The organism is Streptosporangium sp. 'caverna' (assembly GCF_003203775.1).
Classification (GTDB): Bacteria; Actinomycetota; Actinomycetes; order Streptosporangiales; family Streptosporangiaceae; genus Streptosporangium; species Streptosporangium subroseum.
The window spans coordinates 7,683,958-7,705,212 of the sequence record NZ_CP029711.1 but is presented as its reverse complement, the minus strand read 5'-3'; the positions used below and the strand labels follow the sequence as shown (position 1 = coordinate 7,705,212).

17 protein-coding genes are annotated in these 21,255 nt (G+C 69.5%); 8 read left to right on the top strand and 9 right to left on the bottom strand.

What is annotated here, in order from left to right; all coding sequences use genetic code 11:
- Positions 1-53: 53 nt before the first annotated feature.
- Positions 54-650, bottom strand: coding sequence for a Uma2 family endonuclease (locus DKM19_RS33590; protein WP_369990662.1), 597 nt, complete (start codon positions 648-650; stop codon positions 54-56).
- A 172-nt stretch (positions 651-822) separates the two neighbouring features.
- Entirely contained in the window at positions 823-1,440 is a 618-nt protein-coding gene (locus DKM19_RS33585) for a Uma2 family endonuclease (protein WP_369986551.1), read from the bottom strand.
- 400 nt (positions 1,441-1,840) lie between these two features.
- Here DKM19_RS33585 and DKM19_RS33580 point away from each other — a divergent pair, with 400 nt between their 5' ends.
- Positions 1,841-2,488, top strand: a complete 648-nt coding sequence (locus DKM19_RS33580) for an HAD family hydrolase (RefSeq protein WP_110701328.1) — start codon at positions 1,841-1,843, stop codon at positions 2,486-2,488.
- A 203-nt stretch (positions 2,489-2,691) separates the two neighbouring features.
- Here the strand turns inward: DKM19_RS33580 and DKM19_RS33575 are convergent, their stop codons facing one another.
- The 4 genes from DKM19_RS33575 to DKM19_RS33560 all read right to left on the bottom strand — a co-directional run bounded on the left by DKM19_RS33575 (position 2,692) and on the right by DKM19_RS33560 (position 6,624).
- Entirely contained in the window at positions 2,692-3,828 is a 1,137-nt protein-coding gene (locus DKM19_RS33575) for an NAD(P)/FAD-dependent oxidoreductase (RefSeq protein ID WP_110701326.1), read from the bottom strand.
- Positions 3,829-3,987: 159 nt separating this feature from the next.
- Positions 3,988-4,317 (bottom strand): DUF5709 domain-containing protein, encoded by a 330-nt coding sequence (locus DKM19_RS33570; protein WP_110701324.1) that lies wholly within the window; start codon positions 4,315-4,317, stop codon positions 3,988-3,990.
- 151 nt (positions 4,318-4,468) lie between these two features.
- Positions 4,469-5,932 (bottom strand): gamma-glutamyltransferase family protein, encoded by a 1,464-nt coding sequence (locus DKM19_RS33565; RefSeq protein WP_239513719.1) that lies wholly within the window; start codon positions 5,930-5,932, stop codon positions 4,469-4,471.
- A 197-nt stretch (positions 5,933-6,129) separates the two neighbouring features.
- The gene (locus DKM19_RS33560; RefSeq protein ID WP_110701320.1) at positions 6,130-6,624 is read right to left on the bottom strand and encodes an NUDIX hydrolase; all 495 of its coding nucleotides are present in this window, start codon (positions 6,622-6,624) and stop codon (positions 6,130-6,132) included.
- 346 nt (positions 6,625-6,970) lie between these two features.
- On the opposite strand from DKM19_RS33560, the gene DKM19_RS33555 reads away from it, so the two are divergent.
- A complete protein-coding gene (locus DKM19_RS33555; protein ID WP_110701318.1) occupies positions 6,971-8,983 on the top strand; it encodes an erythromycin esterase family protein in 2,013 nt (670 codons plus the stop codon).
- Between the two features lie 93 nt (positions 8,984-9,076).
- Positions 9,077-9,775, top strand: a complete 699-nt coding sequence (locus tag DKM19_RS33550) for a dienelactone hydrolase family protein (protein WP_110701316.1) — start codon at positions 9,077-9,079, stop codon at positions 9,773-9,775.
- A 147-nt stretch (positions 9,776-9,922) separates the two neighbouring features.
- On the opposite strand, the gene DKM19_RS33545 is transcribed toward DKM19_RS33550, so the two are convergent.
- Together DKM19_RS33545 and DKM19_RS33540 are read right to left on the bottom strand one after the other, a co-directional pair.
- On the bottom strand, positions 9,923-10,492 hold the full coding sequence (locus tag DKM19_RS33545) for a GrpB family protein (RefSeq protein WP_110701314.1): 570 nt from the start codon (positions 10,490-10,492) through the stop codon (positions 9,923-9,925).
- A 98-nt stretch (positions 10,493-10,590) separates the two neighbouring features.
- Entirely contained in the window at positions 10,591-12,420 is a 1,830-nt protein-coding gene (locus DKM19_RS33540; protein WP_110701312.1) for an ABC transporter ATP-binding protein, read from the bottom strand.
- Positions 12,421-12,537: 117 nt separating this feature from the next.
- Between DKM19_RS33540 and DKM19_RS33535 the strand changes: the two genes are divergently transcribed.
- Positions 12,538-12,960, top strand: coding sequence for a MarR family winged helix-turn-helix transcriptional regulator (locus DKM19_RS33535; protein WP_239513718.1), 423 nt, complete (start codon positions 12,538-12,540; stop codon positions 12,958-12,960).
- Between the two features lie 362 nt (positions 12,961-13,322).
- Complete coding sequence (locus DKM19_RS33530) at positions 13,323-13,898, top strand: NADPH-dependent FMN reductase (protein WP_110701310.1); 576 nt, start codon at positions 13,323-13,325, stop codon at positions 13,896-13,898.
- Positions 13,899-13,907: 9 nt separating this feature from the next.
- On the opposite strand, the gene DKM19_RS33525 is transcribed toward DKM19_RS33530, so the two are convergent.
- On the bottom strand, positions 13,908-14,957 hold the full coding sequence (locus DKM19_RS33525) for a hypothetical protein (protein WP_110701308.1): 1,050 nt from the start codon (positions 14,955-14,957) through the stop codon (positions 13,908-13,910).
- Between the two features lie 147 nt (positions 14,958-15,104).
- Between DKM19_RS33525 and DKM19_RS33520 the strand changes: the two genes are divergently transcribed.
- From DKM19_RS33520 to DKM19_RS33510, 3 genes are all read left to right on the top strand, one after another.
- Positions 15,105-17,213 (top strand): M6 family metalloprotease domain-containing protein, encoded by a 2,109-nt coding sequence (locus tag DKM19_RS33520; RefSeq protein ID WP_239513717.1) that lies wholly within the window; start codon positions 15,105-15,107, stop codon positions 17,211-17,213.
- A gap of 514 nt (positions 17,214-17,727) precedes the next feature.
- Positions 17,728-20,187, top strand: coding sequence for a tetratricopeptide repeat protein (locus DKM19_RS33515; RefSeq protein ID WP_162641968.1), 2,460 nt, complete (start codon positions 17,728-17,730; stop codon positions 20,185-20,187).
- Positions 20,188-20,426: 239 nt separating this feature from the next.
- Positions 20,427-21,224 carry a tyrosine-protein phosphatase gene (locus tag DKM19_RS33510; protein ID WP_110701304.1) on the top strand — a complete coding sequence of 266 codons (798 nt, stop codon included), beginning with the start codon at positions 20,427-20,429 and terminating at the stop codon, positions 21,222-21,224.
- Positions 21,225-21,255 lie beyond the last annotated feature (31 nt).

Genomic DNA, 21,255 nt, shown 5'->3' with positions numbered 1-21,255 from the left:
AAGCTGAGAAGCGCCATCCGGACGGCGCGGACCGTCGCCCGGTCCGTCCGGGGCTACAGGAAGATCGAGGTGTCGAGGTCGAAGTCGACGGGGGAGGGGATACGAAGAGGCTTGCCCATCTGAACGCGCGTGACGATCTGGTAGGCGCCGTCCTGGGGGTCGCTGAGGACTGTGACTGCCGGGGAGGCGGCGATCGGGTCGACGAGCAGCATGATCGGCACTCCACCCGCGGCGTAGATGCGAGGCTTGTCATCGCGATCGACCCGGGCGCTACCCGGGGAGACGACTTCGGTGACCATGATCAACCCGGAGGAGAGCAGCTCCAGAGTGCCCCGGCGCGGGCAGTCGGCGGGAGCGAGCACGAAGTCGGGGATGAGGCTGTCTCGGGGCCCGTCGATGCAGACGTTCACCCCACCCACGTGAGCGCGCCACTTTCGCTCCATGACGACCGGCTGTAGCGCGTAGGAGAGAAGCGTCGCGCTCCAGCTGTGCTCGGGGGTGCCCACGGGGCTCATGATCAGATTCCCGTCGATGACCTCGGCGCGGAAGCCGGGAGTGGGGGGCAGCGTTTCGAAGAGATCCCGAGCCGTGCGAGCGGGCGACGTATCTCCCAGGTAGGTATGCCTGGGGGATCGCCCTCGTGTTGTCATCGCCATCGATCAAACCCCCTCCGTATCCGAACAGGCACTCTAAGTGTTGCATGAGGTCTGCCTGGGTGCGGGAAATATGCGCTGTGGTTATGGATCGGTCGAGAAGGCTCGGTTCCCGCTGTCGCGGTGCGGTCCCGGATGTCCCTTCTCGGTGGCACGGAGGTCGAGAAGGTCACAGGAAGATCGAGGTGTCGAGATCGAAGTCGACGGGGGAGGGGAGCCGGACCGGCTTGCCCAGCTGGGTGTGGACCATAGTCCGGTAGGTGCCTTGCTCCGGGTCGCTGAGGACGGTGACCGTGGGAGGTGAAGCGATGGGATCGATGATCAACATAATGGGAATCCCTCCCTCCGCGTAGATCCTGGGCTTGGTGGCGCGGTCCGTTTCCATGCTTCCGGTCGAGACGACCTCGGCTGCCATGATCAACCCCGATGAGAGGAGTTCTCGGTCGCCCCAGAGCGGAGCGTCCACGGGCGCCAGGCAGTAGTCGGGGACCACGGTGTCGCGCGGCCCCTCGATGCACACGTCGACATTTCCCACAAAACTTTCCCAGTAGTGCTCTTCAAGAAGGGGAAATAGCGCGAATGCGAGACGCATGGCGATGCGTCCGTGGTGGGGGACACCGGATGGGCTCATTATGAGGTTCCCGTCGATGATCTCGGCGCGAAGACGGAGGGTGGGGGGAAGGGAGTCGAAGAACTCTCTCGGCGTACGAGGTGTGGGCTGCTCGTCGGAGGGGGCGCGCCGATCTTCGATAGGGGTGTGCTGACCAGATCGTTTTGAAGCTGTCATGACCATCGACCAATATCCCTTCGTGTCCGAACGGGAACTCTGAGTGTTCCATGAGGTTCCCTCGGGTGCGAAAGGTATGCGGCACATTTATGGATCACTTCTATGCCCGGCCCACGTCCCCGCAACTGGACGCCCCGCGTGGTGGTGGAGTCGTTGATGCGATACCCACAGAGCTATCGGCAGGCCCGGTCTCCGACACGGGACACGTGATGTGTCCGTAGAGAGAAAGATCTTCGTGGTGAAGTGGCCCGGGTCCTGCGTATCGAGGCCGGTGGGGACCTGAGTTCCGAAGGCAGGGGTTGCGTGCTGACGGTAAGGGGCCGCAGAACGAGGACTTGCCGTACTGAAACAGGACCTGCCGGACTGAAATAGGATCGGCGGGCCGATCGAAGGGGGAGCCGTGGTCCGGGTAGTGGTGTTCGACGTCGGGGAGACGCTGATCGACGAGACGCGGATCTGGTCGCGCTGGGCGGACCGGCTCGGTGCCACCCGGTTCACGATGCTCGGGGTGCTGGGCGGCATGGCGGCGCTCGGACAGTCCTTCGACGAGGCGTTCCGGATCATCAAGCCCGGCTTCGATCTCGAGGCCGAGCAGGAGGCGTGGCGCAGGGAGGACCCGGACGGGCTCCGGGTGAACTTCGACGCCGAGGACCTCTATCCGGACGTACGGCCCGGCCTGGCCGCGCTGCGCGATCTCGGGTACGAGCTGATCATCGCGGGCAACCAGCCGCCGCAGGCCTACGACGCGCTGACCGCGATGGACCTACCCGTAGACGCCGTTCACACCTCGGACGGCTGGGGCGTGTCCAAGCCCGACCCCGGCTTCTTCGCCAAGGTCGTCGCGGTGTCGGGGCGGGAGCCCGGCGAGATCCTCTACGTGGGCGACCGGCTCGACAACGACGTCCTCCCCGCCCGTACGGCGGGCATGCGGACCGCCCTGATCCGCCGGGGCCCCTGGGGCTACCTGCACGCCACCCGCCCCGAGGCCGCCAAGGCCGACCACGTCATCGACGACCTGCACGCCCTGGTCGCGGCCCTCGCTCGCTGACCATCACCGGCACCGGTGCCGGTAGACCGCGGTTGACGTCCCCTCGTGGCCGAAGCAGGGGGCGCCGACCATTGCGGGCAGGGCTTTTCCCTCACCCGCGTTCTCCCGGCTTCACCGGTGAACCGCTCCCGAGGAGTCCGGTTGGGGCCTCTACAGGCCTCACATCCGCCAAACGGCTGATCAGCACGACGCCGGGCCATGCGTCACCGCTTTCCGTTCAGGAGCCAGCGGCGGGCCACGGCCCAGGCGAGCGGCAGCGGCACCGTGCCCGCGCCGAGCCCCACGTCGACGAGGAGATCGAACACCTCCTTGCGCTGGGCGGCGGTGCCGATCGCGGCGTCGATGAAGCCGGATGACTGGGCGGCCCACGCGAGCACGTCGGTGGTGCGCAGGTGCCGTCCAAGAGCCTTTCTCAGTTTGCGCCGGTAGGCGGGAAGGGGGTCGCCGGCCGTCTGGACGGCGGCCTCCCCGGCGAGCCGGCCGGAGACCAGCGCATAGTAGATGCCCTCGCCGGTGAGCGGGTTGATGAGACCGGCGGCGTCGCCGACGAGCATCACCCGCCCGACGCCGGGCCTGGGCCGGCCGGGAGACAGGGGCAGGTGGTGGGCGCGCAGGTCGCGGGCGGGCAGGTGGGGCAGCAGTTCGGCGAGCCGGCCGTGGAGCACCTCGCGACCGGGCAGGCCGGTGGCGTGCAGCCGGGGCAGGAGCATCCCGAAGCCGACGTTGGCGGTGCCGTCGCCGATGGGGAACGACCACGCGTACGCGGGCCATCCGTCCTCCTGCATGGCGATGAGCTGGGCGTCGTCGTCGGCGGCGGGTAGGTCGGCATAACCGCGGACGGCGATCGCGGTGTGCTTCTCGGGGGTCGCGGGGATGCCGATGAGGCGCCGTACGGTCGAGTTGGCGCCGTCGGCGGCGACGACGGCGCGAGCGGCGACGGTGCCGTCGATGACGATGTGATCGTCGTGGGTGGCGAGCGCGCGGACACGGTGGCGACGGACCTCGACGCCGCGGGCCCGGGCGGCGTCGACGAGGCGGGCGTCGAAGACCTTGCGAGGGACGACGTGGTTGGGCCGGGCGACGGTGGCGGAGACGCGCACACCGCCGGGGGAGACCACCGTCAGGCGCCGCACCGGCCGATAGTCGGCGATGAGGTCCGGGAGCCCGAGCAGGGCGAGTTCCTCGCGGCAGTGGGCGGCGATGCCGTCGCCGCAGGCCTTGTCACGGGGAAAGTCGGCCTTGTCGAGCAGGAGCACCCGCGCGTCCGGCTGGAGTTGCTTCGCGCGCAGGGCCGCCGCGGAGCCCGCGGGACCACCGCCGATGATCGCCAGATCCCACATGTCATCCACGTTGGTGAGCCTGCCACGTTATGTCCCAATGAAAACGTCGCGGTCATCGGCGTTTCTGTCATGTCCCAAACAATTGGCCAGATCGGGTCTCACCGACATGGCCCGGGCGCGACGCGGCATCACCCGTTCCCGTCGCGCGCGGGCGCGCTCTCAGAGGTCGCGGTACTCGATGTCGGGCTCGATGTGGATGGCACGTTCTTCGGCGGACAGGTCGCCGTCGTCGGAGCCGACGTCGGAGGCGTACTCCTCGGATGTCTCGTCCGGGCCCGCCCCCTCATCCGGCGCTACCAGGCGCGTGTCCTCGCGCGGAGCCCGCTCGCGTTCCGGGGCCTCGCGCCAGAGGCGTTCGTCGAGGCTGTCCTGGTGCTCGTCGTCGTGTTCGACGATCTCATGGTTGAGTCCGAGGTCATCGTTCCATTCCTCGACCTCGATCTCCTGCGAGTCGTCCAGGCCGCCACGGTCTGGAGGTGTTTCGGTCATATCGCCGCCTTACCCGTATTATCGCCGAAAACCCCCAGCCTAGACCCTCGGTACTCACCGAGCGGATCGGCCGGATCGAGCCCGCCCGATCCGGCCGGGATGCTTCGATCGACTCCCGTCGGAGCCCGGTCCTGTCAGAGGCCCCGTCCCGTCAGAGACCGGCCGCGGCCCCGATGATCGAACGAGGGTCGGCCGCTCCGGCCAGGACGCCCGAGGGAAGCACGTCGATCAGGTGGGCGTGGCCGAAGGCGGAGCCGTACGGCATGGCGCCGACGGGGTGGCCTCGCTCGCGGAGACCCTCGCTCCACGGGCCGCCCTCCTCGACCTCGACCACCACCTGGTCGGGGGCCCGCCAGGTGTCGAATCCCGTGCCCTGGCCGGCCAGCCGCCAGCGGGGGGCGCCGACGGCCTCGCCGGGCGTCCGGTTGTGGACGAGCAGGCGGGTGAGAACCTGGAGCAGGACCTGCGGCTGGGCGTCGCCGCCCATGGTGCCCACGACCGAGCGCAGCGACCCGTCGGGGCGGGTGACCAGCGCGGGGACGAGGGTGTGCGGAGGACGGCGGCGGGGCCCGTACTCGGCGGGGTGGCCCGGGATCAGCGAGAACCCGATGCCCCGGTTGTGCAGGTTGATGCCGGTGCTGGGTTCGAAGATCAGGCTGCCGAAACCGGAGGCGTTGGACTGGATCAGCGAGACGCCCATGCCGTCGCCGTCCACCGCGCACAGGTAGGTGGTGTCACCGTCGGCGGCGAGGTCCTGCACCGTGGCCCGCGCGGACGGGTCGATCAGGGCCCGGCGGGCGTCGGCCGAGTCCAGCACGGCGTCGACGGAGGCGCCCTCGAACAGCACGTCCAGCCGGTCGTGCCCGGCCATCCGCGCCGCCTCCACCAGCAGGTGCGCCCAGAGCGGGTCCGCCGGGTCGGCGGGCAGGTCGAGTCCCTCGGCGATGCCGAGCGCGAGCAGCAGCAGATAGCCCTGCGAGTTGGGCGGCATGGTCCACACGTCGTGCCCGAAGACCCGCGCCCGCAGCGGATCCACCCACTCCGCGTTGCCGGCGGCCAGGTCGTCCTCGCTGTACTCGCCTCCGCCGATCGCGAGCAGTCCCTTGCCGAACTCGCCGAGGTAGAAGCCGTCCCGGCCGTCGGCCAGGGCCTCCAGCGCCCGCGCCACCCCGGGCCGCCGGATCAGGTCACCGGCGCTCCGGGCCGTCGCGAAGTCCTCACAGAGCGGGCCGACGGTTGCCAGCCCCGGCACCATCAGCGGAGAGGCGGGGAACCCGTCGCGGGCGTGCCCGATCGCGGGGGCCAGCACCTCGGTCAGAGGCAGCCTGCCGTACCGGCCGTGCAACGCCAGCCAGCCGTCCGCGCAGCCGGGTACCGGGACCGAACGGATGTCGTGGTGGTGCGGCATACGGTCGTGCCCCTCGGCCCGGAGCCGCTCGGGGTCGGCGCCCGATCCCGAGCGTCCGGAGGCGTTGAGCGCCGCCGGCGCACCGGTCCCGTCGTGGACCAGTGCGAACAGATCCCCGCCCAGCCCGCACAGGTGCGGCGAGGTCACCGCCAGTACGGCGTTCGCCGCCACCGCCGCGTCGGCCGCCGAGCCACCTCGCTCCAGCATGGCCACACCCGCGCCGGAAGCGAGGTGATCGACCGTACAAACCATTCCGGAGCGCGCATATCGGGTGTTTTGCATGCCCAGAGCGTACGGCTCCGCCGTCCGCCGGTGGATCCGGCCCCTTCCCCGATTTCCCCGGCGCGTCCGGCGCCTCGGACCTCTGGCCGATCGGGGCTGCGAACGACGGGGAGAGGGGTTGCTCAGCCGCCGACCATCCCGGGTTCGCCGGGCAGATAGACGGGACGCCGGGTCTCCCGGGCGTGACGTGCCGCGGGGAGGCGCGCCGCGATGTTCGCCGGAAGCAGGGTGGCGGCGATGTCCCAGGGGAAGAACGACGCGTCGTCGAGCTCCTCGACCTGCAGGCGTATGCGGCCGGGGTCGCTCAGGACGCCGCCGTCGAACATGAAGTTGATCATTGCGCGAGGGCGTTCTCCCGATGGCGGCAACCAGTGGATCACAAGGAGCTCGTCCGCCTTGACCGAGACGCCGAGCTCCTCGGCGGTCTCCCGCATGGCGCAGTCGTGGGGTGCCTCACCAGCCTCGGTGATCCCACCGGGAAAGCCCCAGCCGGGCCGGTAGTTCGGTTTGACCAGCAGGACCTGGTCCTTGGCGTCGGTGAGCAGCATGCAGGCCGAGGTGAACACACTGGGCAGGCTGGCATACCACTCGGTGGGTTCAAGGTAGGGCGTGGTCATTCGGTTCACGTTACTCCCGAGGGCCTCGTACCGCTCCGTCACCTGGCCGTGGCTCCGCCCTTTCCGTGCGAACGGCGGGCGGGCGCGGGAGTCACAAGATCCACGGGTGGGACCGCCGTCCCCCCCGTGCGTCAGCCCGATAACCGCTGCGACGGTGGGCCAGAGCCGGTACGGGGACCAGTGTGAAGCCTGTGAAGGCCGAATACCGCCCCCCGCTCACACCGGTAAAGGCAAGTGTCGTTCCAGGTAAAACTCGGAATTCATCCGTGGCGCCCAAAATCAGTGGCCGCTGTTTGGGCATGTGCAGAGAGGTAGGGCCGACTACACCGATCAGGGGGTGGCGGCTATGTCAGACCGCCTGTTTCAGGACCGGCGGGACGCCGGTCGCGCTCTTGTGGGACGCCTGGAGCGCTATCGGGACACGCCGGATGTCATCGTCGTGGGGCTGCCCCGAGGTGGCGTGCCGGTGGCGTACGAGATCGCCATGGCCCTCGACGCTCCCCTCGACACCTTCCTGGTGCGCAAGCTGGGCGCCCCCGGCAGGGAGGAGCTGGCGATGGGGGCGATCGCGAGCGGTGGAGTCATCGTGCTCAACGAGGACGTCATCCAGGGGATGAAGATCTCACCGGAGGTCATCCAGGAGACGGCCGAACGGGAGGGCCGCGAACTCCTCAGGAGGGAGAAGGCATATCGGGAGGGACGTCCCCCGCCGGCTTTCACCGGCAGGACCGTCATCGTGGTGGACGACGGGCTGGCGACGGGCGCGAGCATGCGCGCCGCCGTCGAGGCCCTCCGCCGTCACCGGCCGGCTGCGATCGTCGTCGCGGTTCCCGCCGCGCCCGAGTCCACCTGCCGCGAGATCGGTGCCATGGCCGATGAAATGGTCTGTGCCACCACACCGTCACCTTTTCTGGCGGTCGGACGGTCTTACTGGGACTTCGACCAGACAACCGACGAGGAAGTACAGGATCTGCTGCGCACCGCGTCGAGATCACGGCAGGCCGGAACGGGGTCGCAGGGTTCCACGGAGGTGGCCGCCGTCCGCCTGGAGGCTCTCCCCACCGCAGAGGGCGTGCCGCGCGAGGAGGACCTGTTCGAACTGGTCGGTGACGCGCGTTTCGTACTGATCGGGGAGGCCTCGCACGGCACCCATGAGTTCTACGAGGCCCGTGCGCGCATGACGCGGCGGCTCATCGAGGAGAAGGGCTTCTGCGCGGTGGCGGTGGAGGCCGACTGGCCCGACGCCTACAGGGTGAATCGGTATGTCCACGGACGCGGCGGCGACGCGACCGCCGAGGAGGCGCTGCGCGGCTTCGAGCGTTTCCCGACGTGGATGTGGCGCAACACGGTGGTGCTGGACTTCGTCGCGTGGCTGCGCGAGCACAACGATCGGGCGGGCAGGGACGAGCGGGCCAAGGCGGGTTTCTACGGACTGGACCTCTACAGCCTGCACCGGTCCATCCACGAGGTCGTCGCCTTTCTGGAACGGGTCGATCCGCAGGCCGCGGCACGCGCCCGGGAGCGCTACGCCTGCTTCGATCACCACGCAGGCGGCGACGGCCGGTCGTACGGCTTCGCCGCCGCGTTCGGGGCGGGCGAGCCGTGCGAGCGGCAGGCGGTCGAGCAGCTGGCCGACCTGCAGCGCCACGCGCTGGAGTACGTCCGGCGGGACGGGATCCTCACCCAGGACGAGCTCTTCCACGCGGAGCAGAGCGCGCGGACCGTGAAAGCCGCCGAGGGGTACTACCGCATGATGTTCAGCGAGAAGGCCTCCTCCTGGAACCTGCGCGGCCGCCACATGGCCGGAACCCTGGACGCCCTCGCCGAACATCTCGCCCGTCGGCGGGGCAGGCCGCCGAGGATCGTCGTGTGGGCGCACAACTCACACGTCGGTGACGCCCGGGTGACGGAGGCCGCCGCCCGCGGCGAGATCAACCTCGGCCGGCTGGCGCGCGAACGGTATCCCGGCGAGTGCCGCCTCATCGGGTTCACCGCCTACGCCGGCACCGTGACGGCGGCCGAGGACTGGGGTGGTCCGGCCGCGCGCATGCGGGTGAGGCCGGCGCTTTCCGGATCGATCGAGGCGCTGCTCCACGAGGTCGGCGGCAAGGAGTTCCTGCTCTCGTTCGGACTCGCGCCCCGGGCGGCCGAAGCGCTGCGCGCGCCGCGGCTGGAACGGGCGATCGGCGTCGTCTACCGCCCGCAGACCGAACGGCGGAGCCACTACCTCCACGCGCGCGTGGCGGAGCAGTTCGACGCGGTGATCCACATCGACGAGACGAGGGCGGTCGAGCCGCTGGAGCGAACGGCCGGCTGGGAGGAGGGAGAAGTCCCCGAGACCTACCCGACCGGTGTATGACCCGTCAGGCCGCGTACGCACTCGAGAAGGAGAGGCGGCTCGATCTTCCCGGCCCCGGAGAGAGCCGTCCTTTCCGCCCGAAGGGGGAATGCCATGAACGCCGTCCGGATGAACCTGGAGCGCCTGGAGATCCCGGCCGTGGACGTCGTGCTGGAGGCCGATGTCGCGGTGCCACGGCAGGCACAGGGAGTGGTGCTCTTCGCGCACGGCAGCGGCAGCAGCCGCCACAGCCCACGCAATCGATACGTGGCGGGTGAGCTCCAGAGGGCGGGCCTCGCCACGATCCTCGCCGACCTGCTCACGCCGGCGGAGGAGCGGGTCGACATCCAGACGGGCGAGTTCCGTTTCGACATCGGCCGGCTCGCCATACGGCTGGCGGCGCTGGCCGACTGGCTGGCGGAACACAGACCCACCGCCGGTCTCCGCGTCGGGCTCTTCGGCGCCAGCACGGGCGCGGCGGCCGCGCTCGTCGCCGCCGCGGCCCGTCCCGCCCTCATGAAGGCGGTCGTCTCCCGTGGCGGGCGACCGGACCTCGCCGGTGCGGCGCTCCAGTCGGTTCACCAGCCCACGCTGCTGATCGTCGGAGAGCGAGATTCCGCCGTCCTCAATCTCAATCGCGAGGCGATGAAGGAGCTGCGTGGCGAGACGCGCCTGGAGATCGTCCCCGATGCGTCTCACCTCTTCGAGGAGCCCGGGACGCTGGAACAGGTGGCCCACCTGGCCGGGGAGTGGTTCCTCCGCCATCTGCCGCAGACGCCGGGCAGGGAGGGCGACGCCCCCGAAAGCCCCTGATCGAAACCCCGGGGCGGCCTGGACCTACGCGCCCTGGGGTGGTCCGGATCTGTGCACGCCGGGGTGATCTGGACCTACGCACCCAGGGTGATCTGGACCTGTGCACTCGGGGTGGCCCGGGCTGATGCCCTCCGGGTGGCCTGGGCCTCAGAGACGCCAGCCGGTCTCGTGGGCCCAGGATTCGGCGATGCCCACGATCAGATCGACGACGGGATCCTTGACCTCGGTGTAGACGCCGGCTTCGCCGACGGATCCGGCGAGCACCCGCTTGAAGGCGGCGTAGGCGGCGATCGCCTCGGGGTGAGCTCTGAACCAGTCGCGAAACAGCAGCGCCAGACGCTCGTTGGGGGCGCCGCGCAGCCGTACGTGGAGGTTGACGTCCTCGCCCGGACCGCCACGCCTGCCCCACAGGCGCTTGCGCCAGAGCGGGGGCGCGTCGTTGGATCCTGCGGGGACGTGGTCCTGGTAGTAGGGAAACGAGGTGAACCCGATCTGGGTGAGGGGACCGTCGAAGGTTTTTACCGCCTCGTCCAGATCATGGACGCTGAGCTGCAGATCATAGATCGGCTTGGCGGCCATTCCGGGAATGGAGGTGCTGCCTATGTGCTCTGCCCGCAGAACGGCCGGCCCCAGTATGGTCCGCAGATCCGCCGCCAGGGCGGGACCCCGTACGGCCCAGGCCTCGTCGTAGTCATTTATGGTCACATGATTGGGCATCCGCAGCAGCTTAAACCGTCCTGCCGATGAAGCCGAGTGCCCTTGAGGTGCCGCTGTCGAATGCGAGCGGCCATATCGCGGAAGCGGGCTCGGTCGGGTCAGGCGGCGATGGTCAGGGGCTGGTCGCGGCTGACGAGGGCGGAGTAGGGGCCGTCGGCGGTGAGAAGCTCGGCGTGGGTTCCGCGTTCGACGATGCGGCCGTGGGCCAGGACCACGATCTGGTCGGCGTCGATGATCGTGGACAGGCGGTGGGCGATCGTGATGGTGGTACGGCCGTGCGACAGGGTGTCCAGGGCTTCCTGGACGGCACGCTCGGTCTGGGTGTCCAGGGAGCTGGTGGCCTCGTCGAGGATCAGCACGGGCGGGTTGCGCAGCAGCGTCCGGGCGATGGCCAGGCGCTGCTTCTCGCCGCCGGAGAACCGGTAGCCGCGCTCGCCGACCATGGTGTCGTACCCGTCGGGCAACGACATGATGTGGTCGTGGATCCGTGCCGCACGCGCGGCCTCGACCATCTCCTCGTCCGTCGCGGACGGCTTGGCGAACCGGAGGTTGTCAGCGATCGAGGAATGGAACAGGTAGGTCTCCTGGGAGACCACGCCGACCGTCTCGGCCAGCGTTTCGAAGGTCAGATCGCGCACGTCCACGCCGTCGACGGTGACCCGGCCGCCGGTCACGTCGTAGAGGCGGGGGAGAAGGTAGCTCAGCGTGGTCTTCCCCGAACCGGTCTCGCCGACCACGGCCAGGGTCGTGCCCGCGGGGACGGTGAGGTTCACGTCCGACAGCGTCGAGGCCTCGCCGTACTCACCCTCGGACTCGCCGGCGTCGACGGAGGGGCTCTTTTCATCGTGCTCGCCGGAGGACTCGCGGGAGACGTAGGAGAAGTCCACGTGCTCGAAGCGGATCTCGCCGCGCACGTTTGTCAGCGTGCGGGTGCCGGGGTGGATGTCCACGGGCAGATCGAGATACTCGAAGATCCGGCCGAACAGGGACAGGGAGCTCTGCACGTCGACGCCGAGGCGCAACAGCGACACGGTGGGCCGGAACAGGTTCATCTGGAGCGTGGTGAAGGCGACGACGGTGCCGATGGAGATGACCGAGGTCAGCCCGGTGGCCCAGTAGATCATCGCGGGCATGGCCGCCATGATGATCTGGATGGTGGACTGCCGCCAGCGCCCGGCCATGCTGGAGCGCACCTCCAGATCGGCCAGCTCGTCGGAGGCCGTGGAGAAACGCCGGGTGAGCTCGGGAGAGCGGCCCATCGTCCGGCCCAGCAGGATGCCGCTGATCGACAGAGACTCCTGGACCATCGACGACATGGCGGCCAGCTTCCGCTGCCGCTCGGAGGTGATCTTCCTGCGCTCCCGGCCGACCTTGCGGCTGATCCCGACGAAGACGGGGAGCAGCAGCAGCGACACTATGGTCAGCCGCCAGTCCAGCACGAGCATCGCGATGATCGTCGCGATCACGGTGGTCAGGTTCGAGACGATCGAGGCAGCCGTGGCGGTGACCACCGACTGCATGCCCCCGATGTCGTTGGCGATGCGTGACTGCACCTCGCCGGTGCGGGTGCGGGTGAAGAAGGCCAGGGACATGCGCTGCAGGTGACCGTAGACACCGGTACGCAGGTCGTGCATGACGCGCTGACCGACCCCCGTGGAGATCAGCGTCTGGACGACGTCGAGCACGCTGGTGGTGACGGCGACCACGATCATCCCCAGTGCCAGCAGCGTCAGCAGGCCGGTCCTGCCGTGGGGGATGGCGTCGTCCAGCACCTCGCGCAGCATGAACGGCGAGGCCAGCGAGACGAGCGAGGACAGCCCGATAAGCCCGCCGACCAGGGCCAACCGGCCGCGGTAGGGGCGGAACAGGGCGACGATGCGCCGCAAGGGCGCGCGGGGCTCGTCATTCACGAAGGGTTCGCGGTCCATGTGCGTTCCTTCGTGCTGGACGGCCCCCTGGGTTCGTACGGCCATGAAACTCCTCTCTGAGGTTTACTCAAACAGAGGTTAGCTCATAGTCATTCCCGTAAACAATGAGATAAGTTCATGGCCGTGGAGACGGAACTGGCCGAGTTGGTGCACGGAGTTGGCCATCGACTGCGTCGGGGGTACGGCGAGCAGCTCGGCCCAATCGGGATGAGCCCCAGCCAGGCTCGGGCGCTGAGGATGATCATCGACTCCGAGTCGCCGCTCAAGATGGTGCAACTCGCCGAGAGACTGAAGATCGTGCCGCGTTCGGTGACCTCTGTGATCGACGCGCTGGAAGAGGCGGGCCTGGTTCGCCGCGAGGTCGATCCGGCGAGCCGCCGTTCCACCCTGCTGGTGACGACCCCCGAGGGCCGCGCGAGATACGAACAGGTGCGCGAGGCCCGTAGGCGAGCGGCCGAGGAGCTGTTCTCCGTGCTCACTCCCGAGCAGCAGGACCAGCTCAGAGAGCTGCTGAGCGTCGTGGACCGCCAACCCGGGTGAAGCGGGTCCGTTCCATGCCGTGCGGTGTCACAGCGTGATCCACGCCAGGTCTCGTATGGTGCCGCCGCGCCATGTCGTACGGCGCCACGAAGGGCCCGCGTCATGGCGGGCGATGCCGGAAGAGGTCGGCGTCACGCCGTGTGACGGGCCGTCGCCGAACATGCTCGTGGTTTCGGGCGGGTATGTTTTCGCGGCTCCTCGGCGTTACTGACGACATCGAAAGTCAGGGACGGCATGTCCGGCGGAGACCCCTTCCGGGTTGTCCTCGCCGGGCCGCCGGTGGGTGAACGCGTTCGCCCGTTCCCCGCCTGAACCCGTGTCACCCGATCCCCAGTATCACGCGCCAAGGAGCGTCCACCCCTATGCCCAAGCTGCATGTCATCATCGCCAGCACCCGTCCCGGCAGGATCGGTCTGCCCGTGGCCCGGTGGTTCACCGACTGGGCGGTCAAACACGGTGGTTTCGAGGTCAACGTGGTCGACCTGGCCGAGTTGAACCTGCCGCTCATGGACGAGCCCAACCACCCCCGGCTGCGCCGCTACGAACACCAGCACACCAAGGACTGGAGCGCCACGGCCGACGCCGCGGACGCGTTTGTCATCGTGATGCCCGAGTACAACCACGGATACACCGCACCGCTGAAGAACGCCCTCGACTACCTGAACAACGAGTGGGCGTACAAGCCCGTGGGGCTGGTCAGCTACGGTGGCGTCTCCGGCGGCCTGCGCGCCGTTCAGGGGATCAAGCCGATTCTCACCTCGTTGAAGATGATGCCCATGCTCGAAGCGCTGCCCATCCCCTTCGCCATGCGGCTCCTCAACGACCAGGGCGAGATCCAGGCCGACGAGGCCATGGAGAACACCGCCACCCTCATGCTGGACGAGCTGCTGCGCTGGACCGGCGCACTGGCGTCCCTGCGCGGCGCCACCACCGCTTAGCCGCGGGCTTTAGGCCAGACGTCTGGCCTCGACGCCCTGGGTTTCGTCGAGGCGCCAGTGGGGCCGGCCGCCGATGACCGTGGCCACGCACCGGCCCGGTCCCTCGTGGAGCAGGGCGGTGTAGGCGGTCCGCTCATCGGCCTTCACGGCGAAGACGGCGAAGTCGGCTCGGCTGCCCGGTCCCAGGCAGCCGAGGCGTCCGGCGCCCTCGGCCAGGCCCAGTGCTCGCGCCCCGCCCAGCGTCACCGCCTCGACCAGGAGCCGGGCGAGGCCGGGATCCCGGTCGAGCATGCGGGCGGCGGCCAGCGGGTCGCCGCCGATGCGGGTACCGAAGGCGATCACGTTCTCGCCGTCCAGCAGGCCGTCGGCGGCGAACGGCGACGAGATCGCCACCGCCGTGCCGCGGATCCGGAGAAGCTTGCGGTCGGCCTCGTCGAGCGGTCCGGAGATCGCCACGTGGCAGCCGGGGCCGAGGACTCCCACCTCGTCCAGGAACCCGACCGGATGGCGGCCCAGGTCGACGTGGAGCCGGAGGCCGAAGGTCCGGGACAGGACGGCCAGGTCCTCCATGACCACGGGATCGGGGGAGTGCGCGGCGATTCCGATGATCCCCGGGTGGTCCACCTCGCCGATCGCGGTGATCAGCCGATCGCGCCCGTCGGCCTCCCACCGGGCCTCGTCCTCGCAACGGGTCTCGAGATAGGTCACGCCCCCGAGTCCGGCCTCACCGAGCGTGGACGCGGCGTCCAGGTCGGCGGCCACCCCCCCGACGGCGGTGACGCCGTGGGCGAACACCGGGGGGAAGGCGGTCCTGTCGAGCCGGAGATGCGCGTCGACCAGGCCAGGCACGATCATGCCCGGCCAGCGGACCGGAGTGAGATCGGGATAGGCGGCCTCGATCTTCGTGCGAGGCCCGACCTTGAGCACGCGGTCACCTCTGACGAGGACGGAGCCGTCCTCGACCGGTGGGGCGCAGACGGGCAGGACCAGCGGCGCGCTGTGGATGGAGACGGGTGCCCGCGCACGCGTGCCGATGGTCTGGTCGGCCCGCGTCGGCATAGGCACTCCTGTGGTTTCGTCCCTTTCCCAGGTTACGTTGATCAGCCTGTCGATCTCAAACGACCTCACGGAGAAAACGCTCAGATGACCCAGCTTCTTTACAAATGGTGTTGATCTCTACGAAACTGATCTATAACGTCGTTTATCGTGACTCGCCCCCCTTGGTCGCTGAAAGCACTGATCGCAGCCGTGGTGCTGCTCCCGATCGGCTTCGCTTCCCTCCCCGCGTCCGCTGATCCCTCTCCCGACCCCGAACAGCCCTGGCGTCTTGACCAGTGGCCCCAGACGCAGCCCTGGCAGTTGGACGCCCCCGCAGAGGGCTCTCCCGAGGCCAGGTTGCGCACCCAGCCGGATGGTCCCGCCCCGATCGACCCGCAGAACTGGAAGAACCCGGACCATATGACGTGGTCCGACTACACCAAGCCTCCGGGCACGAAGTGGGCCGACCCCAAGGCCACAGGATCCAAGCGCACCTTCCGCGGCGCGCTCGTCCTGCTCGACTACCCCAACCAGCCCTTCGTGGTCACCCAGCCCAAGGGTTCGACCGTCTTCAAGAACCCCAGCGCCGAGGCCCACGACATCCCCCGTGACCAGGTCGCCACGTTCTACAAGGACTTCCTCAACACCCCGAACGAACTCAACCGGGGCCACACCATCCACGAATACTGGATGGAGGACTCCGGCGGTCGTTACGGCGTGGATCTGACCGCCTTCGGTCCTTACCAGATGCCCGGAAAGTCACACGAGTACGCCATGGAGTTCCAGGAGGGCACCGCCTGCCCGGCCGGGGACAACTGCAACAGGAACATCAGGACCGACGGGCGGGCCGCGTGGGACAGCGCGGTCGGCCCGGAGATCCCCGCCGGGTTCGACTTCGTCTTCTACTTGAGCGCGGGCCAGGACGAGTCGGCCACCTGGCAGGAGTTCGGGTCGATGAAGTTCCCGACCAAGGAGGCGGTGACCGACGACTTCGGCCCGCCCGACTCGGCCCTGACCAACTGGGCCAGGACCCGCTACGTGGAGTGGACCTCCTGGGCCTCGGCCGCCTCCATCTGGCCCAACGCCGGAGGCGGCTCGTCCACCCAGGCCGAGAGCTCCGGACAGGGCGTCTACGCCCACGAGCTCAGCCACATCCTCGGCATCGGCGACAACTACAACAACCCGTACGGGGTGCCGCTGCGCCGGGCCTACACCGGCATCTGGGAGATGCTCAGCCGGGGCAGCTTCAACGGGCCCGGCGGTCCGCACAGCCGCTGGACGATCCCTCCCACCGGCGGCGGCTCCATGGGCGCCCAGCACATGCTCCGCAACAAGATCAAGCTTGAGATGGTGGACGAGAACAACGTGCTGCGCCTGTCCCGCGCGGCGCTGGCCGAGTCGGGTCTCGTCGTGGCCAACGTCACCGCCCGGGTGGCCCAGCCGGGAGCGACCGGCCTGTCCGGGGTCAACATCGCCTTCGGCGACGGCGACCGCAGCCCGGCCTGCAGCGTGAACACCGATGTCTACTGCGACGGCGGCGGCTACAACAACTACACCGTCGAGGTCGTCGACAGGATGGGTGCCGACTCCTTCACCCCCGACTCCGGCGTGCTCCTGGCCAAGACCAAGGACCAGGACCGGGCGCCGTTCGAGTGGGTGATCGACGCCAACCCGCAGGACATCGGCATGACCGACTACGTCCTGCCGGACGGCACCGCCGTGCCCATCACGCTCGGCGACTACCGCCAGCTGTCGGACGCGCTGTTCCACGCCGGCACCAACTCGGGATCGGAGTTCGAGTACGTGGACGAGGCCAACCGCCTCCACTTCTACGTCCTCGACCTCAAGCGCGACCGCAAGGGCATCCTGTCCTACACGGTGGCCATCCGCTCCCTGGACGGCGCCGGCCCGAACAAGCGCGGCGTGAAGCTGCTCCCGGCCGTCGGCATCCCCGGCGCCAAGGGCCTGTCGAACTGCAGCTTCCCGCTGTTCAACACCGGCAAGGCCGCCCCGGCCCAGGGGCAGCACCCGGAGGACGTGAGCGCCTACCTCAAGGGCGACGTCTACCGGCTGTCGGCGACCGTCGAGGGCAAGGGCTGGACCGTCTCACTGCCCAACGAGCTCGTGACCGCGGACTCGGGCAAGAACACGAAGGTCGCCGTCAACGCCCAGCGCGCGAAGGGCGGCAGCCTGCTCGGCAAGGTCACGCTGACCGCCACCTCGGAGAGCGACCCGTCCAAGAAGGCCAAGGCGACCTGCCACGCGATCGGCCTGTAGCGGCCCGTAGAAATCTGTAGCGGTCCGTAGAAACCTGTAGTGATCAGTAGAAATCCATAGGAGCCCGCAGAAGGACACGGCCGGTCCGTGAAGCACAGAACGCAGAACCCGGCCCGTCTGTGGGAGATCCGCGGAAGAACGACAGCGGGGGTACGGCGTGCACGCCGTACCCCCGCCCCATGGGAGCCTCCGCGAACCGGAAGGCCGGGCGTAGCCGAACGGGGTCGCCGTCGGCGAACGTCCGGACACCCCACGCGGAGTGTGCGGTTCATGAAAAGTGTGCATACCAACCGGTTGGCATCCCCGAGATCTGTGGTCCCCGGCCTGGTATCTGGTTGAATGAATCTTGAGAGAACGCGTCGGCTGGGGCGGGGGCCGCGGACGTGCCGTGGTCTTCTCCGAGGGGCGTGGATGGATGGCCGGGCCGTCAAACCTGCCTGAGCAGCGTGTTCCCAGACCACCGAGGCGGCGAATCTCACTGGCGGCGCCCGCCGCGGCCGGGATCGCCGCGGCGATGGCCAGTGTCCTGGCGACCTCACTGGACGTCTGGGACCTGCCCATCGGGGCCAAGGTCGGCATCACCGCGATCGCCGGCCTCCTGGTCGGCGTGCTCACCTGGGCGACCGCCGGCACGCGGGACGGGGAGCAGGCCGGCGGCGACGAGAGGTCCTGGCGTCCGCCGGACCAGTGGCCGCCGGTGTCCGCGCACTTCACCGGCCGCACCGAGTCGCTGGCCGAGCTGCGCGAGGTCTTCGCCGAGCGCCGCTCCCGGGGTCACGCGGCGAGCGCCTCGCCGCTGGTCGTCTCGGTGTACGGCAGGGGCGGGGTCGGCAAGTCCGTGCTCATCGCCCGGTTCGGGCACGAGATCGCCGGGCACTTTCCCGACGGCCGCCTCTACGCCGACCTGCGCGGCACGGTGGAGGCCCCGATCAGCCCCGAGGAGGTGCTGATCGGCTTCCTGCGCGCGCTCGGCGTGCGGCTCACCACCGACCCCGGCGGCCCGGCCGAGCTGCGCAAGCTCTGGCTGACCTGGACCAAGGGCAAGCGCATCCTGATCTGCCTGGACAACGCCCGCGACGGCGACCAGGTCAAGGATCTGATCCCGGCCGAGCCCGGCTGCGCGGTCATGGTGACCTCGCGGCAGCCGCTCTTCCTGCTCAACACCTACGACAAGCAGCTGTCGGTGTTCAGCGAGGCACAGGGCGTGGAGCTGCTGGCACGGCTGGCCGGAGACGACCGGGTCGCCGCCGACCTGGAGTCGGCCCAGGAGATCGTCCGAATGTGCGACCGCCTGCCGCTGGCCCTCAGCATCTGCGGCGGACGCCTGGCCACCCGGGAGAACTGGACCCTGCGCGAGCTCGCCGACCGGCTGAAGGACGAGCGCCGCCGCCTCGACCACCTCCAGCTCGCCCCCAGGCTCGACAAGAGCGTGCGCGCCTCCCTCCAGCTGAGCTACGACGACTGCACCGGCCTCCAGCGTCGCCTGTTGCGCCTGCTCAGCCTGCTCGGCGCCCCCGACGTGCCCGGCTGGGTGGCGGGAGAGCTGCTCGCCACCTCCGAGCCGGACGGCGCCGACCAGCTGGAGGTGCTCATCGACGCCCAGCTCGCCGAGTGCTCGGGCATCGACTTCGCCGGGGTGATGCGCTACCGGCTGCACGACCTCGTCCGGATCTTCGCCCGTGAGCTGGCCCTCTCCGGCGACGACGACGGCCACCGCCGGGCGGCCATCGAGCGGGTCTTCTCCGGCTACCGCCGCCGCGCCGAGTCCGCGGCCGTGGCCCGCTGGCCGCAGGACTGGGGGCGCAGGGCCAAGCCCGCGGACCCGAGGTCCGCGGCGCAGATCCAGAGCTCGGCGGCCGACTGGCTCAACGCCGAACGGCTGACCCTGGTCGCCGCGATCAGCCAGGCCAGAAGCCTGGAGATGTGGGATCTGGCCTGGGGCCTGGGCCGGGCCTTCTGCTCGCTCTGCCACTCCCTGAGGGCCTACTGGTCCGACTGGCGAACGGTCGCCGACATCTTGTGCGAGGCCGCGCTCCGCACGGGCGACCAGCGGGCGCTGGGCATCGCGTTGCTGGACCGGGCGGCGGTGACGGGCGGGCAGGGCAACCACCGGTCCGCCGTGGCGGACGCCGAGCGGGCACTGGAGATCTTCACCGACCTCGGCGAGTCCTGGTGGGCGGCGCGGGCGATGCGCACGGTCGGCATGACCCTGTTCAGCGACGGCAACCTCGACCGCGGGCAGAACTACCTGATCGGCGCCATCGCCGACTTCAAGGGCGAGGAGGACCGCTGGTGGGCGGCCAGGACCCAGCGGAACCTCGCCGAACTCCGGCTCGCCCAGCGCAGGCCCAAGGAGGCCAGGGAACTGCTGGAGGAGGCCCTGGAGGTGTTCAAGCACGACCGTAACCGCTACTCCGAGGCGCAGACGCTGCGCGCCTACGGCGAGGTCCTCGCCGCGACGGCCAGAGGGCTGCACGCCGACGGTGACAGCGGTGCCGCGGAGGCCTTCACGAGGGCGGGCTTCAGCCTGGATCGGGCCGCGGAGATGTTCAGGCTCCGCGGTGAGCTCTGGGAGGAGGCCAGGTGCCTGCGCGCGGCCGGGGAGGTCGGCAACCCGGCAGACGGGCTCCGCGAGCTCGTCTACGTGCGCCGGGCCGCCGAGATGCTGGCCGCGCTCGGCGACTCGTGGGGCGTGGCCAGGGCCGAGCTGTCCGCCGGACGCGCCCACGGGCGGCTGGGCCGTACGCAGGAGGCACAGGAGTCACTTCGGCAGGCCGTGCGCGACTTCGAGGAGTTGGGCGACCGCTGGTGGATGGCCAGGTCGCTGCGCTACCTGGGGGAGACGCACCTGGAGGCGGGCGACCGGCAGGCGGCGGTCTCCGTACTCCGGCAGGCCCTGGACATCTACCGCAGCCTCGGCAACCAGTCCGGAGTGGGGCGCACCCTGGAGCTCCTGCGTCGAGCGGAAGGCTGAACCGGTCAGGACCGGCGGGCCTTTCTCATCGCATGAACGCGGCACATCGATCGGGCCGGGATGGACGCACCCCGGAGTTCCCGCGCGGGAGGCCGAATCGGCGGGGGCGGCGGTCAGTCTCATCTCATTGCCATGAATGCGGCACATTTACGGACTTGTCGATAGAGCACCGCTATTTCTGGCAACGGGCGTCCAACGTTAACTACTTGCTCATATTTCCGCGTATAAGCTGGTGAGCGATGAACGACTTGACGCGATGGATCGATCTTGAAGGTGCCGTCAACGTACGCGACCTCGGCGGGCTCGCGACAGTGGACGGCGAGACTACGCGTTTCGGCCGGATATATCGGTCGGACAATCTGCAGGGGCTGACCGAGCGCGACGTCGAACTGCTCGTCGGGGAGCTCAAACTCCGCCACGTCATCGACCTGCGCTCCACCCCCGAGGTGAGCCTCGAGGGGCCCGGCCCGCTCACCACCGTGCCGGAGGTGAGCATCCACCATCTCACCCTGTTCGCCGAGGGCGGCAGGCACACCGACGTCGAGGCCGACACGATCGAGGCCGACAAGGTGCTGCCCTGGCAGGAGCGGGCCGACGAGGACCTCGCCGAGCTCCGGGTGACCGGCTTCTACTACGGCTATCTCCGTGAGCGCCCCGACTCGATCCTGGCCGCCCTGCGCACCCTGGCCAACGACGACGGCGCCGCGATCATCCACTGCGCGGCGGGCAAGGACCGCACCGGCGTGGTCAGCGCCCTCACGCTGGAGATCGCCGGAGTCACCCGCGAGGCGATCGTCGCCGACTACGTCGCCACGGGTGACCGCCTGGAGGGCATCCTGGCCCGGCTGCGCTCCAGCTCCACCTACCGCGACGACCTCGACACCCGCCCGGCCGACGAGCACCGGCCGCGCCCCGAATACATCGAGCAGTTCCTGCGCGTCCTCGACGACCGCTTCGGCGGTCCCATGGCGTGGCTCGCCGCACACGGCTGGACCGAGGCCGACTCCCAAGCCGTCCGCTCCCGTCTGCGCGACTGACCGGACCGGGAGCCGCCGGTGGACCGGCGGC

What these genes read in the sequence shown, in the direction of transcription:
- DKM19_RS33590 (WP_369990662.1), bottom strand. Translation starts at nt 650, where the DNA reads ATGACAACACGAGGGCGATCCCCCAGGCATACCTACCTGGGAGATACG.
- DKM19_RS33585 (WP_369986551.1), bottom strand. Translation starts at nt 1,440, where the DNA reads ATGACAGCTTCAAAACGATCTGGTCAGCACACCCCTATCGAAGATCGG.
- DKM19_RS33575 (WP_110701326.1), bottom strand. Translation starts at nt 3,828, where the DNA reads ATGTGGGATCTGGCGATCATCGGCGGTGGTCCCGCGGGCTCCGCGGCG.
- DKM19_RS33570 (WP_110701324.1), bottom strand. Translation starts at nt 4,317, where the DNA reads ATGACCGAAACACCTCCAGACCGTGGCGGCCTGGACGACTCGCAGGAG.
- DKM19_RS33565 (WP_239513719.1), bottom strand. Translation starts at nt 5,932, where the DNA reads ATGCTGGAGCGAGGTGGCTCGGCGGCCGACGCGGCGGTGGCGGCGAAC.
- DKM19_RS33560 (WP_110701320.1), bottom strand. Translation starts at nt 6,624, where the DNA reads ATGACCACGCCCTACCTTGAACCCACCGAGTGGTATGCCAGCCTGCCC.
- DKM19_RS33555 (WP_110701318.1), top strand. Translation starts at nt 6,971, where the DNA reads ATGTCAGACCGCCTGTTTCAGGACCGGCGGGACGCCGGTCGCGCTCTT.
- DKM19_RS33550 (WP_110701316.1), top strand. Translation starts at nt 9,077, where the DNA reads ATGAACGCCGTCCGGATGAACCTGGAGCGCCTGGAGATCCCGGCCGTG.
- DKM19_RS33545 (WP_110701314.1), bottom strand. Translation starts at nt 10,492, where the DNA reads ATGCCCAATCATGTGACCATAAATGACTACGACGAGGCCTGGGCCGTA.
- DKM19_RS33540 (WP_110701312.1), bottom strand. Translation starts at nt 12,420, where the DNA reads ATGGACCGCGAACCCTTCGTGAATGACGAGCCCCGCGCGCCCTTGCGG.
- DKM19_RS33535 (WP_239513718.1), top strand. Translation starts at nt 12,538, where the DNA reads ATGGCCGTGGAGACGGAACTGGCCGAGTTGGTGCACGGAGTTGGCCAT.
- DKM19_RS33530 (WP_110701310.1), top strand. Translation starts at nt 13,323, where the DNA reads ATGCCCAAGCTGCATGTCATCATCGCCAGCACCCGTCCCGGCAGGATC.
- DKM19_RS33525 (WP_110701308.1), bottom strand. Translation starts at nt 14,957, where the DNA reads ATGCCGACGCGGGCCGACCAGACCATCGGCACGCGTGCGCGGGCACCC.
- DKM19_RS33515 (WP_162641968.1), top strand. Translation starts at nt 17,728, where the DNA reads ATGGCCAGTGTCCTGGCGACCTCACTGGACGTCTGGGACCTGCCCATC.
- DKM19_RS33510 (WP_110701304.1), top strand. Translation starts at nt 20,427, where the DNA reads ATGAACGACTTGACGCGATGGATCGATCTTGAAGGTGCCGTCAACGTA.